Source organism: Bacillus sp. mrc49, from assembly GCF_002803435.1.
The window spans coordinates 430817-451076 of record NZ_PHNG01000800.1; the positions used below are offsets into that span (position 1 = coordinate 430817).

The window sequence follows — 20260 nt, forward strand, 5'->3', positions numbered from 1 at the left end:
TACTGAACATTCACTTTTTCTTTATCATTTTACGGAAAATATGTTTATTGCAATAAAATCGGGGTATATAAGAACCAAGCACAGTTGTTAGCTCTAAGCAGAGCAGCTGACATTCTCATTTCCCCCTTTGACGCCGGTTGGATTATCCAACCGGTCGTTTTTTTGAATTCATACATATGGGGGAACTGAAAAAGCGCTTGAAAATGATAATTCAGATTTTTCACTTTTCGATTATGACGATATAATGGAATTATATTTATATTGAGAATGGAGGATATGATATGGACTTAAAATTGGAACAGAAAAATGCTTTGATATTAGCGTCAAGTCAAGGGTTGGGAAAAGCGATAGCGGAAGAGCTGGTTAAAGAAGGAGCAAATGTCATGCTCGCAAGCCGGGATGAAAATAAGCTCGCTGCCGTCCAAAAGGAATTGTCGCTGCTTGGCACCGGTAAAGTAGCGTATGTGGCTACCGACATAACGGATGGAGAAGCTATCAAACGTTTGGTAAACCAAACTGCACTTGAGTTTGGGGGAATCGATATCCTGATCAATAACGCTGGAGGACCTCCTGGGGGGAGCTTTACCGATTTCAATGATGAAGAGTGGCAACAGTCTTTCGAACTCAATTTACTAAGCTTCATCAGGACGATCCGTGAAAGCCTGCCACACCTGAAAAAACAGGGCGGAAAGATCGTTAATATTGCATCTTCATCCATAAAGGAACCTATTCCTGGATTGATATTATCAAATACATTCAGGACTGCAATCGTTGGATTGTCCAAGACATTAGCATCCGAATTGGCGCCAGACGGGATCTTGATCAATACAGTCGGACCCGGCAGGATCGCGACGGATCGCATTCAGCACCTGGACAAAATGAATGCAGATAAACTAGGGTTAACACAGGAGAAGATTACAGAACAATCGATTGGTAAGATCCCTCTCGGCCGTTATGGGGAACCGGAGGAATTCGCGAAGTTCGTTACATTCCTTGTTTCGGGTGCCAATACATATTTAACGGGCCAATCTTATTTAGTTGACGGAGGAATGGTTAAATCCATTTAAAAGTATCATGAAGCAAAATGATTTGGAGGAAATTGCATTGACACAATCAAACGAAACAATCGGATTCATCGGTCTAGGAGTTATGGGAAAAAGCATGGTACGAAATCTTCTTAAAGCCGGATATGAGGTTCATGTGTATACAAGGACGAAAGAAAAAGCGGATGAATTGCTCTCAGAAGGCGCCATATGGGCCGCTGCCCCTAAGGAAATCGCTCGGAAAGCCGATTTGATCATCTCCATGGTAGGTTATCCAAGTGACGTGGAGGAAATTTACTTTGGAGAAGATGGACTTATCGAAAATGGGAGAGAAGGTACCTATTTAATCGATATGACGACCTCCACCCCATCTTTGGCAATGAGAATCGCCGAGGAAGCCAAGAAAAAAGGCATGGCTGCATTGGATGCACCTGTATCCGGTGGCGATATTGGCGCACGCGATGCAAAGCTTACCATCATGGTTGGCGGGGAAAGCACCGCATTCGAAGCAGTCAAGACCATTTTTGGTAAAATGGGCAGCAATGTTGTCCATCAAGGTCCGGCTGGATCTGGCCAGCATACGAAAATGTGCAATCAAATTGCCATTGCTTCCAATATGATCGGAGTTACAGAAGCCATTTCTTATGCAAAGAAGGCGGGCTTGGACCCAGACCGCGTCCTGCAAAGCATTTCATCCGGATCTGCCGGAAGCTGGTCACTGTCCAATTTGGTGCCTCGTATGGTCAAAGGTGACTTTGAACCAGGCTTTTATATCAAGCATTTTATAAAAGATATGAAGATTGCCCTTGATGAAGCCGAAAGAATGGGAATGGACGCACCGGGATTAAGCTTGAGTAAATCCCTCTATGAAGATCTTGCGGAAGCTGGCGAGGAAAATAGCGGTACCCAGGCATTGTATAAACACTATAATTAAGTGCTAGCTTTTCTTTTTGATGAATAAGCTGATAGCGACAGCCTTTACAAAAAGGAGTGATCGTTATGGGCGAATTCGATGACATTCAAATGAAATTCCAGGAATTGGAGGATGGTCGATATATTGTCAGGATTGAAGGCTTTAAACGCGAAAAAACCATTCACCAAACAAAGCCCATTCGCTGGGACCTGAAATTAATGAATGAAAGTCCGCTAATCCTGCCGGTAAAGTTCAGTCATATTGAAACGAATGCCGGTTTCCAGATTTTGATGCGCGAATTGAAAAACTTAGGCTTTTCAAAGCCGCGGTCTGCGAAGGAATTTGAAGAAGTGATGGCTGATTTACTCGGATCGATCGTTGAAGTGAGCCTCACGACGACAAATAAGGAAGAAGGATACCGGGAGATTCGCTTTTTACGGAGATTATATTGATTACGATCTTGCATTCTCGGGAGCTTTTCAGGAGCTGGCATATAGATATAAAGTTGAGGCCTTCAATCATCCATTCGATTGAAGGCCTCTTTTTTGTTAACTTTCAAGCTAAAAAAGTCTCTATGCGATCCAAAGCCTTTTCCAGCGTTTCCATGGAATAGGCATAAGATAATCTGAAGTATCCTTCGCCGAGCGGAGAGAATGCATCTCCCGGGACTACAGCAACCTTTTCCTGTTTGACAAGGCTTAAGCAAAAGTCCAGCGAAGAGGAATACCCTTCAGGAAGTTTAATGAAAAAGTAAAAGGCACCATTCGGCTTGACTATTTCCAGCTTCATCGATTGCAAGCGCCTGTATACATAATCCCTTCTCCTTGCATATTCTTCCTTCATCGGAATGGCATCATCCTTGCCTGCGGTCAAGGCTGCCAAGGCCGCCCTCTGCGATATGGAAGCAGCACAGGTCACATTGTATTGGTGGACCTTCAAGATATGCTTAGAGATGGCCTTGGGGGCAAATAGAAGCCCAATCCTCCATCCGGTCATCGAATGGGACTTGGATAAGCCATTCAAGACGATGGTTTGTTCCTTCAGGAAAGTGGCAATCGAAACATGCTCCTGATCAAATACGAGTTCGCTGTATATTTCATCGGCTAGAATGAAAATATCCTTCCCCCGGACAAGTTCCGCAATGTCCTGGAGTTCACTGGCAGACAATGTCACCCCGGTTGGATTCGATGGATAAGGTAACACGATGCAACGAGTCTGGTCAGTTATGTACTTTTCGATGATATCCGCAGTCAGCCGGAACCCATTTTGGGTTGTATCGGCATAAATCGGGGATGAACCGCACATTTTGATGATAGGTTCGTATCCTGGATATACCGGCCCCGGCAATATCACTTCATTTCCCGGGGTAAGGATCGTCCGGAATGTAATGTCGATCCCCTCACTGGCTCCTGATGTGACGATGACTTCATTCAACGGATCATAGGAAAGCTTGTATTTATCCATAACATATTCAGATGCAGCTTCTCGCAATTCAAGGTAACCTGCATTGTGGGTATAAACCGTATGATCTTGATCGATGGCTTGTTTGGCCGCTTCTTTAATATGCATAGGAGTAGGGAAATCAGGCTGTCCTATCGTTAAAGAAATCGTCCCTTCGATTTCAGCGACCATATTGTAGAATTTGCGGATTCCTGATATTTGAACGTCTCTTACTAAAGGATTAACTAAGTGTTCCATCTATGAATATCCTCCCTTTTCATACTTGATGAAATGATGTACTTCGTTTGACTGGTTCATCCTATTTTATCATTTAGTTTGGATGGGGGATAAATACTTTTTGCGATTCATGAATTAAAGGTATAATGAAAGATAAGAAAAATTTGAGGGCTGATACATATGATTAGAACTTGCGCAATAACGTCCAACCAGGAAGTGACGTTCGATTTACCGCTATCTGATTTGAATGATTCGAATATAGAGTGGTTTTGGGTGGACTTTTCCAATCCCACACAAAAGGAAATCGAGCTATTATCCAACCATTTTCATTTTCACCCGCTGGCAATCGAAGACTGCCTCGATGACTTTAATCAACGTCCCAAGATGGATTTTTATGAGAACTATCAATTTCTTGTGCTTCATGCCCTGAGACAGAAGGTATTCAGGGCGGTAGAGTTGGATATGTTTGTCGGGGAAAAATGGATCGTCACTTTCCATAAGGAAGATATGCTTGAGCTGGAAAAGGTATGGGAAGAAATTTCAGGTAATAAAATGCTGAAGCAAGGTCCATTTTTCTTGATGCACAGAATCATCGATAGGATCGTCGATGAATTTTTCCCTCCCGTTTATAAAATGGAAAGCGAGTTAGGGATCATCGAGGACAATACGGAAAATGAAACGATAAATGATTTGATGGATCAACTATTCGATTTGCGTACGGATATGTCCAGGCTTCGGCGGACCATTTTACCGATGCGAGATTTATTGTATAGGATGATTTCATCAGAGCGCTTGAATTATTTGAAGGACCAGCACCTTTATTTCAATGACGTATACGATCATCTTTTGAAGTTAACCGAAATGCTGGAATCCTATCGGGACTTTTCCTCCGATATCCGGGATAGTTATTTATCGGTGAACTCCAATAATATGAACTCGACGATGATGACCTTGACCGTCATCACGACCATTTTCATGCCGCTGACTTTCATAGTTGGTGTATATGGGATGAATTTTGAATTTATGCCCGAATTGACCTGGCATTATGGCTATTTCCTCATCCTTGGAATGATGGGCGGAATTGCCTTGATGATGTTTTTATACTTTGTTAAGAAAGGCTGGTTGAACCCAAGGAAAAAATCACGAAAGAACTGAAATTTCAGCTTGATAGGACAGTCTTGGGGAAATGTTCCTGAATACCAGCTATTCAAAAAAGCACTTGGAGCGGAAATCGAAATTCTTTGAATTAAAAAGAATTAAGAGTTTCAACTCCGTCAAGTATTAACACGACTTAACACGATTGTAGTCAAAGGTTCATGGCTGGAGTGAAAGGAACGAAGAGTGGGAGGTTCCCGCTAGAGGTGCGAGCCCAGACTAACAGCCCCAAAAGTGCCGACGAGACTCCCGGACGAATTCGGACAAGCTTAGTGCCTGCAGTGAAATGAAACGATCAAAATGCAAATCCCTCCACTCGGAGGGATTTGAAGGTTTATCCCGTTTTGATGCAGAGCGCCGAAGCGACTCGAGCGACCACCCGCCCCAAAGCAAGTGCCTTATGTTCCATGTGACAGGCATTTTTATAAGCCAATAAAAATTGGATAACCTCAATTATCCTTTTGCGAATTCTTTTTTTATCTATACTCTAAACAAAAGCCATAAATATCCGAATTATTAGGTATGAGCATTGATGAAAATCATCATGGTCCATTTGATTAGCAGCTTTTGCTGCTTCGCCAAAGGTTTGGATTCATGGAGCGATAAAATGAAAATAGCAAGAGAAGGGCGAGATGAACCAATGGAAGCAAATAAGGGGATATTATTGGAAAGTGGAACGAATGAGCTTGAGATAGTGGAATTCGGCATCGGAAAGAATAAATTCGGCATTAACGTAATCAAGGTGAAGGAAATTATTAATCCTGTTCCTATCACAGTCGTTCCCCATTCACATGCAAATGTGGAGGGGATCATTGAACTCCGGGGAGAGGTCCTGCCAGTTGTGAACGTGGCTGACGCGCTCGGTTTCCCTCCTTCTGCAACTCCTGAGCATGACAAATTCATAGTTGCGGAATTCAATCAGCAAAAAGTGGTTTTCCATGTACATACCGTGACACAGATACACCGTATTTCCTGGTCCCAAATCGAGAAGCCATCGGATATGTATCAAGGCCTTGAAAGTCAGATTATCGGAGTCATTAAGTTAAATAGCGAAATGTTATTGCTGCTGGACTTTGAAAAAATAGTGGTTGAAATCAATCCGGAATCAGGAATAAACGTCCAACAGGTCAAGAAACTCGGTATCCGTCAAAACTCAGACAAGAGAATCCTGATTGCGGAAGATTCTCCATTACTAAGGAAGCTATTGTTTGATACATTATCAGAGGCTGGTTTCAAGTTCCTGGAGTTTTATGAAAATGGACTTGATGCGATTGGGTATTTAGAGAATTTGATCGAATCAGGAAAAGATGTAACGGAAGAAGTGCAATTGGTGATTACCGATATCGAGATGCCCCAGATGGATGGGCATCACTTGACTAGGAGAATAAAGGAAAACAGTGAGCTCGCCGTATTGCCTGTGATCATTTTCTCTTCGTTGATTACGGATAGCCTGCGTCATAAAGGGCAAATGGTAGGGGCCGACGCCCAAATCAGCAAACCGGAAATAGCGGAGCTTGTAAAATTAATAGACAGATTCGTATTATAAGTATGAAAAACGGGCCGGGGAGGGATCACCTCACGGCCCGTTTGTATTTTCCAAGGATTATCCTTAATACTTGGAACCTTTTCCTAAAAAGGAGGATGGAAATGGATTGTGAAAAGGCTGCTTGACCGAATTTCGGCCATAAGCCTTTTTCTCGGTAGCGAGGTTAGGTTGTTTGTCACCGGCTTGTCCAACATATGCTTGAAGGATTTGTTTTGCCTTGGATAAGGACAAAGCGGCTTTGGGATTGCGTATGGATGCTGCCCGGCTGCCGAGGTGGGGGAGTTTTTTCAAGTCTTCCTTAGTGGGAGGCAGATGAAAAACATACGATCCGCATTCGACAATGACATCGGATTGCTGCGCTGCAAAGCGAGGGTTATCAGAAAAATGCAAGCCAATCTTTTTTGCTTTGCCTTCTTGCATGAGCTTGCTTAATGCGAGCCGTTTTAAATGATATAAATTTTTAGGCTCCAACGCGGTCTTCGCATGTTTGTTAACGATAAACACGGCTTGGGCAAGGGAGTTAATCGAAAACTCATCCCTTTCAGAATGTCCCTTCGTTTCGTTCATTATGGAAACTCCTTTTCTTAATAAGGTTAGAAGGTACGATACATGGGACCTTCAATAAATACCTGTATTCATATTGAGTGTAATAAAGATGCGGTGCGACTTGGGCTTATAGCCGCATGAAAATGATGCTTGTACCTTTCTAGGGCAGGACAAATTTTACCAACACTTTACCATCTATGCATTTCATATTATACCACTTCAAAATAGATAAGGAAGTAAATTTCAAATAGACAGTGTTTGGCCAAAGAAAAAGAAGGCGTTTCATGACGCCTTCTGCCAATTTCTTATTGAGTGTATATGTTGATATTTTCAGACACTCCTGCTTGTGCCTGTGCACCGAATTGTTGTGGATACCCCTGAAAGCCTTGATAAACAGGATAAGGAGGGTAAGCGTAAGCTGGCGGGTAAGGCGGGTAGGGAGGAGGATATGGCGGATAGGCTGGTGGGCGGTTGTTGAATAACAATGGTCCCACTGCCAATCCCGCTACAAAAGCAACAGGTGCTAATAGAGGAAAGAACGGAAAAAATCGCTCGTCATTCCAATATTCCGCTCCATATTCATTCCCATTCCTATATTCGTTTTGCAGCGTGAAGGATTGAGGATAGTAGTGGTAAGGCAAATACTGTGGTTGCATAATTGGCCTCCTTTCCTATAATTCTATACATAGTATGGTTTTTTTTTAGAAAAGAGCCTGTTTCACCTCAATCTGTTATAATGAATCTACTTATGAAAAAAATCAGAGGTGACCGTAATGGATTTCCTTAAAAGCATTTTAGCCGTTGGATTCGGCGGGGCAGCAGGAGCTTTGTTGCGTTATAGCGTAATCTTGGCGACCGCACATACCTTCCTTCCATTGGGAACCCTCTTAATAAATATAGTAGGCAGCTTTTTACTTGGCATGATCAATGGCTATTTCGCCTCGAAAAGGAAATCGCTCGTTTTTTTAACTTTGGGCAGCGGGTTTTGTGGCGGCTTCACGACCATGTCGACATTCTCCCAAGAAACTGCCGATTTCCTGCAAACATCAGTGTTACATGCAGGAGTGTATGTGGGGACCAGCGTTTCCTTGGGCTTGCTTGCCGGTTTTCTCGGACTGGGCCTTTTCAATAGACAAAGAGGTGAAATGCAATGAATCACATTCTTTCAGTTTTTATCGGAGGTTTCTTTGGTTCAGCCTCAAGATATGTTTTACAGACGATTTTTAATAGGCTAATGCCAGCAGGTTCGATCCCCATTAGTATTTTACTGATTAACCTGATAGGTTCTTTCGGCTTAGGGATTGCGTTTCCCCGGAAGGAAGCTTGGGACCCTTCTTTTCAAGTTTTCCTGACAATAGGTTTCCTGGGGGCGTTCACGACCTTTTCCACATTCAGTATGGAAACAATCGAACTTATAAGAAAATACCGTTGCATAGATAGCCTCATCTATGTAACGGTATCGATTTTAGGCTGTATCGGCGCTTTCCTATGTGGATATTTAATGTATGTATGACCTTCATGAAATTGGCCGATGTGGCTGGTAAAAAAATCTAAGTTTCTCATTTATCCTTCTAATGCTATAATTCATTACAAATGATAGGAAACAGCAAGACATTCTCGTCGCACAGGTTTTGTTAATAAGTCTGGCGGCTTTCCCCTGTGTTCTTTTCTATTCCTTTTCGACCTTGAATTCGTATACGGTCAGCTCAGGGCGTGAGAGAAAACGATATGGAAGCCGGGTAGTGCCAAGCCCCCTATTGACATGTAACGTCAGTGAATCAAGTTCATATGTGCCTTCGCGATACTTTTCAGCATATGGAGGAGTGACAAGGGCACCGGCAAATGGAATCTGGACTTGACCTCCGTGACTGTGACCGCTTATTTGATACTGGATATTATAAGTTCTTGATATATCGGCCAGATCAGGGGCATGCGAGAGCATGATTGTGAATACTTCTTCTGGGATGCCGGCAAGGGCCTTTTCAAAATCCGGTTTCCCCAGCATGGCATCGTCAACGCCAGAAATGAATATTTCTTCACCCGTCAATAAGGAAAGTTTGGTTGAGGTGTTTTGCAGCATGGTAAAATGAGATTCCTTCATGATATTGTTGTAAATCGTTGAGCCGTATCCGCCATGGTCATGGTTACCATAGATGCAGAATTTTCCAAATGGTGCTTTGAGTTGATTCAAGACAGAGGGTATTTCCTGCTTGGACCTGTATTTATTAGGCTGGTCCATTAAATCGCCGGTAAATAAAATAACATCAGGATTCAGTTGATTGATCTTATTGACAACGGCTTGTAGATCCTTTAGCTGAAATTGAAAGCCTAAATGCGTATCACTGAATTGAATCATTTTCATGCCATTGAATCCTTTGGGGATAAGAGGGTGGCTGATGACCTTGTACTTGGTTTCTAACCATTTTGGCTCCAGATTATGGGCATAATAGTTTCCGCCAATGCCTAAACCGGTTAAGGCAGCCAATGTACCAAAGCTTTTCTTTAAAAAAGTTCTTCTGGATATGGGTTTATTCAAATTAATCAACCTATCTGATTTAAAAATGTTACTTCCTCATACTAACAAACAATATACAAAATATGAAGAAAATATCTTCTTTACGCATATGAAAAATGTAACCCTATACGGTTTGAAATTGAACATCTATACGGAGGTAACATGATGACCGAACCATTGTTTATAACACTGATTATACTTCTATGCGCAATTGCGCTTTTTATACAAGGGAAATTTCGCGCTGACTTAATTGCGCTAAGCGCACTTTCCATGCTCGGTCTCCTCGGGATACTTACATTGGATGAGCTTGTCGCTGGTTTTGCCAATCAAGTGGTGATCATGCTGGCTGGGTTATTCATCGTCGGTGCTGGACTCTTGAATACAGGTATCGTGGAGAAGGCAGGAAACAAACTATTAGGTTTATGCGGGGGAAGTGAGTGGAAATCGCTGCTTATCGTCATGCTGACGGCTGGGATATTGAGTGCATTTTTAAGTGGTGCGGGCATTGTTTCCATTTTGCTTCCGCTCGTTATGAGCATGGCTTTACAACAAAAAACCAGCCCGACAAGGTATTTATTGCCTCTTGCCTATGCAAGCAGCATTGGCGGGCTATTAACCCTTACCGGTACACCCTCCAATATGATCGTTGCTGACGTGCTGCAGCAAAACGGATTGGTGACTTTATCTTTTTTTGACTTTTCACCGATTGGCTTAATCGCATTTGCAGCCGGCTTATTCTTCATGCTGACACTTGGGCGCCTGCTGCTGCCGGAAAGAACGATTGCCGCTAACAATAGTGTCAAAGGATTGTCGGCAGGCGAACTTGCCGGTATGTACAAGGTGTATGATCGATTGCACTACCTGCATATACCCGCAACTTCGGATATTGTCGGTGAAAGGCTGTCAGACTTGCAGCTTCCGATTCAATATGAATTGACTTTGATTGAAATCCAGCGGAAGCCGAAGGATAAGCAATTACCGCTGTTACAAAGGCAGCTTACCATTTCAGCCAGAGCGGATGAAGTGCTTCACCCTGACGATATCATATTGGTGTTCGGTGAAGAAGAAGCAGTTGAGAGATTGGCACTCAACTATGAACTGGAATTTAAACATTTCAATACGGAACAAATAAAAAAGCACTTTCTCAGCAGCAGATTTGGTTTGACGGAAATATTGATCGTCCCGAATTCCGATTATGAAAATCAAACATTGATCGATGTCCATTTCCGTGAGAAGTACCAATGCAATGTATTGGCCATCAATCGTAATGGTGAATATATTCAAGCGGATGTCGGTACGGAGCGTCTGAAACCGGGTGATGCCATACTCATACATGGCGAATGGGAAAATATTGAGAGGATTTCCTCGGATTTGCAGGACGTCATCGTTATCGGAAGTACTTCGGAAGATGGCTCGCATATCTACTCCAAAAGCAAAGCTTGGATTTCCGTGGGCATCACGGCATTGATGGTCATTCTTTTGTCGCTGGACTCGATACCTCCCGTGCTCTCAGTATTGACCGCTGCCTTGCTGATGATCATTACCGGCTGTGTCCGATCGATGGAAGATGCTTACCAAAAGATTAACTGGGAGCCTATCCTATTGATTGCGGCGATGTTCGGCATCACGACTGCATTGGATAATACGGGTGGGGTGAGAATGATCAGTGATTGGCTGGCAGTGCTGTTCAGCAATATCGGCCCACATGGTATACTGGCGGTGTTCTATCTGTTGACATTGATCCTTAGCCAATTCATCCCCTATGGGGCCGCTGTCGTGATCATGACGCCGATTGCGCTGACATCATCCGTTAACCTGGGGATTGACCCCATTCCTGTCTTCATCTGCCTTGCTGTCGCTGGGAGTTTGGCATTATCCACACCAAGGGTGGCAACGACCAACGCACTTGTCATGACAGCAGGTGATTACAAATATAAAGACTTTATCGTAATTGGGATATCTATCCAGGTATTCATCGGTGTCATCATGGTGATCACCATTCCATGGATCTTCCCATTTTGATGGATTTTGAGGCATTGCTCTATAAATGGACAATGCCTCTTCCATATGCTTGTAGGCAAAGGGAATTAATTGGCGGAAAATGGAGTTATGCCTAGGGAATTAAAATTATTTATTATCAATATTAGAAACTAATGGTATAATTTTTGCATATTGGTGTTTTCGTAATTAGGGGGAAGATGCATCTTGGATACAGAAAAAATATTGAAAAATTTAGACAGGGTGACACCATTCTTTCAACCGATTTTCAGTGCAGATCAACATCAGGTAATCGGATATGAAATTTTAGGGCGTTATGAGGAACAATCGGAATATAAAAGCCTGGGGTCATTCTTTCATGATTCTTCAGTGCCTAAAGAGTATAGGGTGGAAGTGGATAATTACGTACTTGAAATAGCCTTGGAAAGAATAAAAGACTATGGTGAAGATTTTCTGATCTTCATTAACAGAGATCCGAATTTGCTCATGCTCGATCATGGCGAAGAATTCATGGAGATTTTACATCGTCATTTCCAGCCGGAGGAAATGCACAGGATTGTACTTGAACTATCAGACACGATCAGCCCGGAAAATTTTGATCCTTTACAGCATGTTCTCGCTTACTTTAAAACGTATGGGATTAAAATAGCTTTCGATCATTTGGGTCAGGATACGAAATTGGATCAAATTGCGCAAATTTCTCCGAATATTTTAAAAGTTAATTTGGACCAGCTTCGCATTTCAGGTGGGGATGCCTATCAGGTCATCCTGTTTTCACTAAGCATGCTTGCACGAAAGATCGGTGCCAATTTACTATTTGAGAACATTGAGTCCGAATACCAGCTCCGCTTTGCCTGGAAGAACGGCGGACGATATTATCAAGGGTATTTCTTGGCCAAGCCCGAAGGTGAGTTCATCAATAAAGATTTACTTCGGGAAAAATTCCATCAAGAATGTCAGTCCTTCATTTCACTTGAAACGAAGAAGCTGGAAGCAGTATATCAAAAGACCTTGCAATTTAATGAAAATATGCAAATCTTTTTGAAGCAGCAAAAGCGATTTGGATCTCATGAAGAATTTCTTGGGACGATCGCGAAAAAGTTGGAGTCCATATGTTTTCGACTTTACATTTGTGATCAAGAGGGGTATCAACGATCGCCGAATATCCTCCAAAAAAATGGGCAGTGGATCATCCAGCCGAGTTATCTCAATAAAAATTGGAGCTGGCGGCCTTATTTCCTCGAAAACATCGTAAAGATGCGCAATGAGAAAAAGGGGATTTTGTCTGATTTATATAGTGATATCGAAACAGGCGAGACCATAAGGACCTTTTCCTATCCGCTTAATAATAAGGAATACATTTTCTTCGATCTTTCTTATAGTTACCTATATGAAAATGATGCCCTTTTATAAAAAGGATCCATGTATATAAAAGCTTGAAATGTGTAAACCTAAGCAAAATGATGCGCTGGGAGGAGACATATTTTGAGCACGTACATCTGGATTCTACTCATAGTCGTTACAGTCATGGCGTTATATCTTCTGTTTTATACATATTCTGTAGCCAGGGCACAAAAAGTCAAAGCCAGATATGATTCGACAATCGATGATGCAGTTAAAGAACATCCTTATTTGAAGAACCCGATATTCGTTTCTCTAATCGTCGGAACTCTTTTGGTTGCCGGTTTTATTTTCTACTATGCCTTTCAATGGCTATAAGAAGGAGATTTCATCATATGAAATCTTCTTTTTTATGGCTGCGGATGCAAATGGACTTCATGAGAATTTGTAGTTTCACTTTGTCCTGGAAGGGTATTGAAAGAACATAGGCAGTAATCGGAACCAAATTATTCTATAGTGAGGGGATGATAGGATTGAGTAAATATGTAGTAGCATGTCTCGCCAGTATCCTTCTTTTTTTAGGCGGAGGGTTCACAGCTTCGGCAGAGGGGTTACATAGGGAGGAAGCACTTAACTTAGTGAAGGAAGCCGCAATGAGCCAGGGCTCGATTAGCGAGGAAGTAAGCACGAAAGAAGCGATAGATGCCAAGCTCGAAAAACATTTCACAGATGATTTCATCAGGAAGTTTGTGAAAGCGAATGTAGTGAAAGTCGATGATGGGTATACTTCATTTGGATCGGACTTCGCGCCTTATTATATCCCGTTTTTCAGCTACGATGAACATACTGAAGTTGTATATGGGGACAATGGTGATCTCATGTATGTGCAGGAGGAGTTCAAGGGCACAGAGGACGGGCCGGTATTAAGCGGAAAACATGTTGAGTGCGTTACGTTGAAAAAAGAAAATGGCGTTTGGAAGGTAAAGGATGTAAGATATGAAAACGAAAAAATGAAATGAAAAAGTCTGGAGGGTGGCCCCTTCCAGACTTTTTGTTATATATTCAGTTCCTTTTTTATGGCATCAATTTCAAAGCCTATGATGGCCTTCCCATCGATGACGACCGTTGGCGTGGAATAAGCCCCATATTTATCCGTTAATTCTTTACGTGCATGTCCGTCTGCTTTAATATCTTTTTCATTATATACGACATTATTATCATCAAAAAACATTTTCATGATTTTGCAGGGAGGGCAATCAGGTTGGGTATAAAGCGTGACGTCTTTCATTTCATTCCTCCATGTATGTGCTATAGGTAAGGTCCACTCTTTCATTATAGGTAATCCCGAGCCATTTGGATAGGAAAAAAACTTCAACAATCTACTTATTCTGCTCCTGCTTCATAAGGTAGTCTATCAATCCCATGGAACTGACATTCAGGTCCATGGATATGATATCGAAAACAGGGTGGTTTATGCTTATACCCTTTTCCTCCAAATGAGCCGCCACTGCCTTGAAAATATTTTTACTGGTTGCTGCGACCCTTTCCTCGAAGGCAGCATATTCCCGAAATGCCGATTTTGCCGTCTCGACAAAAATAGGCAGCCAGTACTGAAGTTGCCTATATACTTCCTTAGGGTTTTCCGATACCCCGTAATGGCCGAAATATATTCGCTCCACGCCGATGCTTTCATACAATTCTGCTGCAGCCAGCATGGCTTCGGGGTTAAATTGATTTGGTGATGTGGATGGTAAGTGAAATTCCAATCCTTCTTCATCGAGTTCACGGTAATAGATGCCAATCGTGTCACCAGAAAACATCCCTTTTGACATGGAATCGAAAATGCTCATATGATGGTTTGCATGGCCTGGGGTGTCATAAAAAGTCAGCGTGGAGTTATCACCGGTTTGTAAGGTTTCCCTATCATGTTTCCCTATCATCCTTTCGGGGGGAATGGGCAGGATCGGATCGAAAAGCTTATTGAAGTCTTCCCCATAAACCGCTTTAGCTCCGGCTATCAAACGTGTAGGATCTTCTAAGTGCCGTACACCTTTTGGGTGGACGATCACTTTGGCATTCGGGCAATGTTGTAAAAAAAGTCCGGCACCGCCTGCATGGTCCAAATGAATATGGGTAAGAATGATATATGTAACATCCTCGGGGGCTATGTCAAGTTCAGCGAGCCCCTTGAGTAAGTGTGGGATGGAGGGACTGGCGGAAGTTTCTACTAACGTGATATCCGTATCGGCAATTACATATGTTCCCGTTCGATTTCTTCTGTCCAGATCAAAACCATCAATCAAAGAAATGCGATAACCAAGTTCACTAATGTTTTGCAATCGAATCTACCTCCAGAAAATTTTTCATGTACAAAATCCATTCCTTATTTTATGCTGTTAATAGTGTCATGTAAAGAATGAAGTTTTAAATTATTCTGAATTTATTTCAGCGTGGCTACTGGATAGAAAAGTATGGTATAGTGAAACCTATCGAAAAGGTTTTATTCAGAAAGGAGAGGGAGTATGTCTCAATTACAGGGCATCCTTACCAGATTGAAAAGTCTTCAAGAGCAAGCGAAGGAATCTGAATCTGCTCAACGTTTTTTTGAAATAGATGGTGTGAAAAAGTGCCAGGTTACATATTTCAGCAAAACAGAAATGTTCGAGCTTGAAGTATACAGTGATAAAGGGAAATCATCGAAATATCAATTCGATAATATCGATATGATTACCATTGAAATCTTTGATCTTCTTCAATCTTAAAAAAACATGAAAAAGCTGGCTTCCATTTGGAAGAGGCTTTCAGACCGTAGATAAGCTCCAGATTAATGGAGGTTGTCTACGGTTTTTTGTTTTTTGCTATTGGTCGTTGAAAACGAAGATAGAATCTCCATTGCATTTTTGATGGTTTGTACGATGAACGTTTCATTGCACTGCAGGCGCTCCTTGAGCCTCCTGGGCTTTTAGCCTGCGTGGTCTCAAGTAGACAGGCATTTCCCGCAGGAGTGTCGGGCCTTCCGTTTCATTCCACTCTGCGTGAAAACGAAAATTGAAGGGCGTTGCCTATAGTTTTGTTGATTTGTAAAAAGACCGCTTCATCCCATTTTGAGTGAAGACAAAGAGGAAATCCCGATTGTCCATATGTAGCTGGAGAGAAAAGGTACAAAAAGCATGTGAAAAGTGCGATTTTTATGAGAACCTGCCTCAAATTCGATGCAAAGCCCAAACTCGCGAGTAAAAGCAAGAAACTGGCGAGAGCTGACTTCCGTTTAGAATAGGAGTTTTATTATAGAGCGAACACGTTTCGCTTTTTGAATGAAGAAGTGCTTTTTACGACATCTTATTAATTGGAGGGATGTAAATGAAGAGTCCAATCGTATTATGCCCTGTTTGCGGTGAGAAACGGGAAATGGAAAATGTATTGACGGCACAGTCCAACCAAAATGTCATTTACCAATGTCCTGAATGCGGTTACAAAAGGGTAAACATCAAAACTAGTAAGGGCTAAGGATTTCAAGGGAAAATCCCGCTGTTTGGGATTTTTATTGCTCTGGGAATGAGCCTTTTCAGCTTACATATGTTAAACTAAAAGGAGAGCTGTATATAAAAACATATGGTAAGGGGTTTTAACATGATCGGTACTCATGATGGGGATTTATTGGAATCCAGCGTTAAAGATTTGATGATTTCTTCTGAACGCGTGGCCCACGTGCAGGTAACCAATAATTTAGAACATGCACTATTGGTATTGACAAAGAGCGGTTATACGGCCATTCCTGTGTTAGATCCGATGTATAAGCTGCATGGCTTGATTAGCACACCAGTCATTCTTGATTCAATCTTGGGACTGGAACGAATTGAATTCGATAATCTTGAGAATAAAAAAGTTTCAGAAATAATGAATATAGACATACCTCGCTTGCATATTGAGGATACACTGACCAAGGGTGTGGAATTGTTAATAGATCATCCGTTTGTCTGTGTAGAAAATGACGAACATGTATTTGAAGGAATTTTGACAAGAAGAGCGATCTTGAAAAAGGTATTCAAACAAAGTTCACCTGAATAAGTTCGGCTGCGCATTATGGTTTCTTCAGAACTCGCCAATTGGCGAGTTTTCTTGTTTAACTTGAACCGAAATCAATACATATTGGGAAAGGATGCGAAAATTGGGGAAAACAGCGGATCGTTCAAAAAAACAGTATAAACAATTGAAACGTCCCTTCATATTGACTGCCATCATGCTGGCGATGTTCATGAACGCCATTGAAGGGACGATCGTATCGACGGCAATGCCGGCCATTGTAAGTGATTTAGGCGGTTTTTCCTTATACAGCTGGGTGTTTTCGGGCTATTTGTTAATGAATGCCGTGACGGTCTTGATATATGGAAAGCTTTCCGATATCCTCGGGAGAAAACCGGTTTTATTATTTGGAATTACTGTATTCTTAATAGGCTCGCTTCTTTGCGGCTTTGCGAATAATATGACTGAACTCATCATTTATCGCTTTATACAAGGCTTTGGCGCGGGCGCTGTAGCTCCGGTAGCTTCAACGATCATTGGGGATATCTATAAAAATGAAGAACGGGCACGCGTTCAAGGATATCTATCCAGTGTATGGGGCATTTCGGCGGTCATGGGACCTGCCTTGGGCGGCTTGCTTGTTGAAAACCTGACCTGGAAACTTGTTTTCTGGGTGAATATCCCCCTTGGCATATTATCTTTTATTGGAATATGGTTTTTCCTTCATGAAAATATCGAAAAGAAAAAACGGGATATCGATTACTTGGGAGCAGCCTTATTGACTTTATCCATCTCCACTTTCATGCTGATCCTTGTAGAAGGAGGAGTGAAATGGTCATGGGCATCGGTACCGATCATTTCACTAGCCATTGTGGCCTTGCTTGCCTTCAGCTTATTCATTCTTCAGGAAAAGCGGGCAGCGGAGCCGATGATGCCGTTTGAAATCTGGCAGGAGCGCTCCATCTTGATAGCGAATCTTGTATCCCTTACGACAGGGGTCATGATGATTGGTTTGTCGAGCTTTCTTCCGACCTTCGTTCAGGGAGTGATGGAACGTTCGCCAACGGTGGCCGGTTTTACCTTGACCGCCATGTCGATAGGCTGGCCGATTGCATCCATGGTTTCAGGTCGGCTCTTGATGAAGATTGGATTCAAGGCGACTTCTCTCCTTGGAGGGTGTTCCTTGATCATAGGAAGCTTGATCCTGGTCTTGATGAAGCCTGAAGCAGGCCCGCTCCTGGCAGCGTTTGGTTCTTTCTTTGTCGGGGTGGGGATGGGCCTGACTTCGACTTCATTCATTGTCGTCATTCAAAAAACAGTCAGCTGGGAACGGCGCGGGATTGCTACAGCATCCAATATGTTCATGCGTAATCTAGGCAATACTGTAGGCGCTGCCTTACTTGGAGGAGTCATGAATACCAGACTTCATGACTATTTAAGCGGACATGCGCCAAAAGGGACGGAAGTGACCATCGATACAGCCAATAAGTTATTGAACAGCGAAGAAAGGGAGTTGCTTCCTGATGCTGTCGTGAAGGTCCTGCAGGAGGGACTCACATTGTCACTGCACACGATTTATCTAATCGTTCTCGCCTTCTCTGCAGTTAGCTTCATATTGCTTACGAGACTAAGGAAGAATGGGTAGTTATATAAGGCAAAGGCAGTCTTGTTCATGAGGTTGCCTTTGCTTTTTTCGTTAAGGAAAAGCAACGCGGATGATCAATTGAAGCAGCAAGGCGATCGTGACTCCATGTAAAATGAACTTCAGCTGACGGGTTGAGATTTTCTGGGCGACACGAACGGCTAGCTGCGAGCCGATCATGGAGCCAATGGTATAATAAGTGGCAATCTCCCAGGCAATGTTCCCTGCAAGGAAATAGGTGATGAATGCAGCTGAGCAGCTTATGAAAGTTTGGAATCTAGTAAAGGCTAGGGATTGAAGGTACGTGGCGCCATTTCTTAAAAAGGTATACATAAGCATGGTTGCCTGTCCTGGACCGAACATTCCATCGTAAACACTGATCCCGAATAAAGAAGGGTACGCTTTTTTAGGCAGATGCCAAATTGATCCCGATTCCGGCTTTGGCTTCTTGATGAAATTCATCACCAAGGCAATCGTCAAGAGGCAGATGGCCAATAAGTTCATCATTTTTTCAGAAAAGGAATTAGCAAGAAGGCCGCCACAGAAGCCGCCAAATAAGGCAAATGGGATTAACTTGAGTGCATCCGCCACTTTTAACTGTTTTTTCTTCAATAAGATATAAAAACTCGAAAATGAGGAAAACATATTGGAAAATTTGACTGAGCCAATGACTTGGTGAATCGGGAAGCCTATCAAAAGGAGGGAAGGCATGCCGATAAGACCTCCGCTGCCAGCCAAGGTGCCTACGAATGAGGCGGCAAAACTGATGACCAGCAATAAAATGATCGTCAATGGATATCACTCCGTTTCTTTTCCCTTGTATTATAAGCGGACTTTGTTGATAATTAAATGTAAATAATTTTAATCATCATGATAAGAAGTAATTATCAAGAGGTTGGTGTGTATGTCATTTTCAGAATTTCATCTATTATCCGTGCTAGCTCAGGAAATGAATATGAGAAAAGCGGCTGAGCGGTTGTTTGTTTCCCAACCGGCGTTATCTCAGCGTTTACAATCAATAGAAAAGGATTGGGGCTCGAAACTGTTTCTCCGTTCACAAAAAGGACTATCCATGACGCCAGCAGGAGAAGCGGTGATCCGATTGGCCAATGAAGTGATCGAAAAAGAAGAAAAGGTAAGGGAAAGTATCCAGGCAATGGATCATGAAGTGTATGGCACATTGAAAATAGCCTGCGCCTCGATCGTCGGCCAAAATTGGCTGCCTCAAGTCTTGAAAAAATTCGTCCAAAAATACCCTTATGCCAAAATCTCGCTAATCACCGGCTGGAGCAGTGAGATTTTAAAGTCTTTATATGAGGGGCAAGTGCATATTGGCATCATCAGGGGAGCACCTGATTGGAAAGGAATTAAACAGCACTTATTTACCGATATGCTCTATTTGGTGGATACCGAAATGAAGGAATTGAATCAAGTGTTCGAAACGGACCGCCCGTTCATTCAGTTTAAAAGTGATTCCAATTATTATCAGGAAATTCAGGACTGGTGGCATCGGCAATTTAAAACGACACCAAAAAACACTATAGTCGTCGACCAAATTGAAACATGTAAGCAAATGGTGTTCAATGGAATAGGATATGCCATTTTGCCGGCCATCACGTTACATGATAAGGATACGAATGTGTTCAAGATCCCGCTTTTGGATGGGCATAACCATTCGATTGAAAGAGATACATGGCTTTGCGGATATGAATCTGCTTTCCAGCTAAAGCAAGTCCAAGCGTTCACTGAAGTGGTGAAGGAACATATTCGTGAACAAGGCATGATATGAATCAGCTAAAGCCTAGATAGGGCGAATAATAAATTGGAGTGACATTCAGCTTGTCTTGCCAGCAGTTGTCTG

Annotated in this window: 23 protein-coding genes; 16 read left to right on the forward strand and 7 right to left on the reverse strand. The window is 42.4% G+C overall.

The features are described from left to right. Positions 1-281 precede the first annotated feature (281 nt). The 3 genes from CVN76_RS28410 to CVN76_RS28420 all read left to right on the forward strand — a co-directional run bounded on the left by CVN76_RS28410 (position 282) and on the right by CVN76_RS28420 (position 2408). Positions 282-1067, forward strand: a complete 786-nt coding sequence (locus CVN76_RS28410) for an SDR family oxidoreductase (RefSeq protein WP_100533973.1) — start codon at positions 282-284, stop codon at positions 1065-1067. Positions 1068-1074: 7 nt separating this feature from the next. Further along, complete coding sequence (locus tag CVN76_RS28415) at positions 1075-1977, forward strand: NAD(P)-dependent oxidoreductase (protein ID WP_100533974.1); 903 nt, start codon at positions 1075-1077, stop codon at positions 1975-1977. Positions 1978-2042: 65 nt separating this feature from the next. After that, a complete protein-coding gene (locus CVN76_RS28420) occupies positions 2043-2408 on the forward strand; it encodes a hypothetical protein (protein ID WP_061144136.1) in 366 nt (121 codons plus the stop codon). Between the two features lie 103 nt (positions 2409-2511). Here CVN76_RS28420 and CVN76_RS28425 read toward each other — a convergent pair whose 3' ends face one another. Then, on the reverse strand, positions 2512-3654 hold the full coding sequence (locus tag CVN76_RS28425; RefSeq protein ID WP_100533975.1) for an aminotransferase A: 1143 nt from the start codon (positions 3652-3654) through the stop codon (positions 2512-2514). Between the two features lie 159 nt (positions 3655-3813). Here CVN76_RS28425 and corA point away from each other — a divergent pair, with 159 nt between their 5' ends. Both corA and CVN76_RS28435 read left to right on the forward strand, forming a co-directional pair. Further along, positions 3814-4788, forward strand: a complete 975-nt coding sequence (corA, locus tag CVN76_RS28430; RefSeq protein ID WP_198512671.1) for a magnesium/cobalt transporter CorA — start codon at positions 3814-3816, stop codon at positions 4786-4788. A 640-nt stretch (positions 4789-5428) separates the two neighbouring features. After that, positions 5429-6334, forward strand: a complete 906-nt coding sequence (locus tag CVN76_RS28435; RefSeq protein WP_100534225.1) for a chemotaxis protein — start codon at positions 5429-5431, stop codon at positions 6332-6334. Between the two features lie 63 nt (positions 6335-6397). Here CVN76_RS28435 and CVN76_RS28440 read toward each other — a convergent pair whose 3' ends face one another. Together CVN76_RS28440 and CVN76_RS31535 are read right to left on the reverse strand one after the other, a co-directional pair. After that, positions 6398-6901: a YkyB family protein gene (locus tag CVN76_RS28440; protein WP_100533977.1), complete on the reverse strand. Its 504-nt coding sequence runs from the start codon at positions 6899-6901 to the stop codon at positions 6398-6400. Positions 6902-7185: 284 nt separating this feature from the next. Further along, a complete protein-coding gene (locus tag CVN76_RS31535) occupies positions 7186-7488 on the reverse strand; it encodes a hypothetical protein (RefSeq protein WP_442857618.1) in 303 nt (100 codons plus the stop codon). A gap of 165 nt (positions 7489-7653) precedes the next feature. On the opposite strand from CVN76_RS31535, the gene CVN76_RS28450 reads away from it, so the two are divergent. Then, positions 7654-8034 (forward strand): fluoride efflux transporter FluC, encoded by a 381-nt coding sequence (locus CVN76_RS28450; protein ID WP_100533978.1) that lies wholly within the window; start codon positions 7654-7656, stop codon positions 8032-8034. Continuing rightward, entirely contained in the window at positions 8031-8393 is a 363-nt protein-coding gene (crcB, locus tag CVN76_RS28455) for a fluoride efflux transporter CrcB (RefSeq protein ID WP_100533979.1), read from the forward strand. Before CVN76_RS28450 ends, crcB begins: the two co-directional genes overlap by 4 nt. Before the next feature lie 156 nt (positions 8394-8549). On the opposite strand, the gene CVN76_RS28460 is transcribed toward crcB, so the two are convergent. Next, positions 8550-9416, reverse strand: a complete 867-nt coding sequence (locus CVN76_RS28460; protein ID WP_100533980.1) for a metallophosphoesterase — start codon at positions 9414-9416, stop codon at positions 8550-8552. 144 nt (positions 9417-9560) lie between these two features. Here CVN76_RS28460 and CVN76_RS28465 point away from each other — a divergent pair, with 144 nt between their 5' ends. From CVN76_RS28465 to CVN76_RS28480, 4 genes are all read left to right on the forward strand, one after another. Then, entirely contained in the window at positions 9561-11417 is a 1857-nt protein-coding gene (locus CVN76_RS28465; protein WP_232732497.1) for an SLC13 family permease, read from the forward strand. A 180-nt stretch (positions 11418-11597) separates the two neighbouring features. After that, on the forward strand, positions 11598-12806 hold the full coding sequence (locus CVN76_RS28470; protein ID WP_232732514.1) for an EAL domain-containing protein: 1209 nt from the start codon (positions 11598-11600) through the stop codon (positions 12804-12806). Between the two features lie 72 nt (positions 12807-12878). After that, positions 12879-13112, forward strand: coding sequence for a hypothetical protein (locus CVN76_RS28475; RefSeq protein WP_100533983.1), 234 nt, complete (start codon positions 12879-12881; stop codon positions 13110-13112). Between the two features lie 155 nt (positions 13113-13267). Continuing rightward, positions 13268-13753, forward strand: a complete 486-nt coding sequence (locus tag CVN76_RS28480; RefSeq protein ID WP_157805831.1) for a DUF3993 domain-containing protein — start codon at positions 13268-13270, stop codon at positions 13751-13753. Between the two features lie 35 nt (positions 13754-13788). Here CVN76_RS28480 and CVN76_RS28485 read toward each other — a convergent pair whose 3' ends face one another. Together CVN76_RS28485 and CVN76_RS28490 are read right to left on the reverse strand one after the other, a co-directional pair. Then, positions 13789-14022, reverse strand: coding sequence for a glutaredoxin family protein (locus CVN76_RS28485; protein ID WP_100533985.1), 234 nt, complete (start codon positions 14020-14022; stop codon positions 13789-13791). A gap of 91 nt (positions 14023-14113) precedes the next feature. After that, positions 14114-15073 (reverse strand): MBL fold metallo-hydrolase, encoded by a 960-nt coding sequence (locus CVN76_RS28490; RefSeq protein ID WP_100533986.1) that lies wholly within the window; start codon positions 15071-15073, stop codon positions 14114-14116. A 183-nt stretch (positions 15074-15256) separates the two neighbouring features. On the opposite strand from CVN76_RS28490, the gene CVN76_RS28495 reads away from it, so the two are divergent. The 4 genes from CVN76_RS28495 (at position 15257) to CVN76_RS28505 (ending at position 18402) form a co-directional block, all read left to right on the forward strand. Then, positions 15257-15496, forward strand: coding sequence for a YkuJ family protein (locus CVN76_RS28495; protein ID WP_034314086.1), 240 nt, complete (start codon positions 15257-15259; stop codon positions 15494-15496). A 598-nt stretch (positions 15497-16094) separates the two neighbouring features. Continuing rightward, entirely contained in the window at positions 16095-16241 is a 147-nt protein-coding gene (locus tag CVN76_RS31540) for a hypothetical protein (RefSeq protein ID WP_198512673.1), read from the forward strand. Between the two features lie 123 nt (positions 16242-16364). Then, positions 16365-16802: a cyclic-di-AMP-binding protein CbpB gene (gene cbpB, locus CVN76_RS28500; protein ID WP_061144123.1), complete on the forward strand. Its 438-nt coding sequence runs from the start codon at positions 16365-16367 to the stop codon at positions 16800-16802. Positions 16803-16893: 91 nt separating this feature from the next. After that, entirely contained in the window at positions 16894-18402 is a 1509-nt protein-coding gene (locus CVN76_RS28505; RefSeq protein ID WP_100533987.1) for an MDR family MFS transporter, read from the forward strand. Between the two features lie 51 nt (positions 18403-18453). Here CVN76_RS28505 and CVN76_RS28510 read toward each other — a convergent pair whose 3' ends face one another. Beyond that, positions 18454-19191, reverse strand: a complete 738-nt coding sequence (locus tag CVN76_RS28510) for a sulfite exporter TauE/SafE family protein (RefSeq protein WP_100533988.1) — start codon at positions 19189-19191, stop codon at positions 18454-18456. 112 nt (positions 19192-19303) lie between these two features. Here CVN76_RS28510 and CVN76_RS28515 point away from each other — a divergent pair, with 112 nt between their 5' ends. Then, the gene (locus tag CVN76_RS28515) at positions 19304-20188 is read left to right on the forward strand and encodes a LysR family transcriptional regulator (RefSeq protein ID WP_100533989.1); all 885 of its coding nucleotides are present in this window, start codon (positions 19304-19306) and stop codon (positions 20186-20188) included. Positions 20189-20260 lie beyond the last annotated feature (72 nt).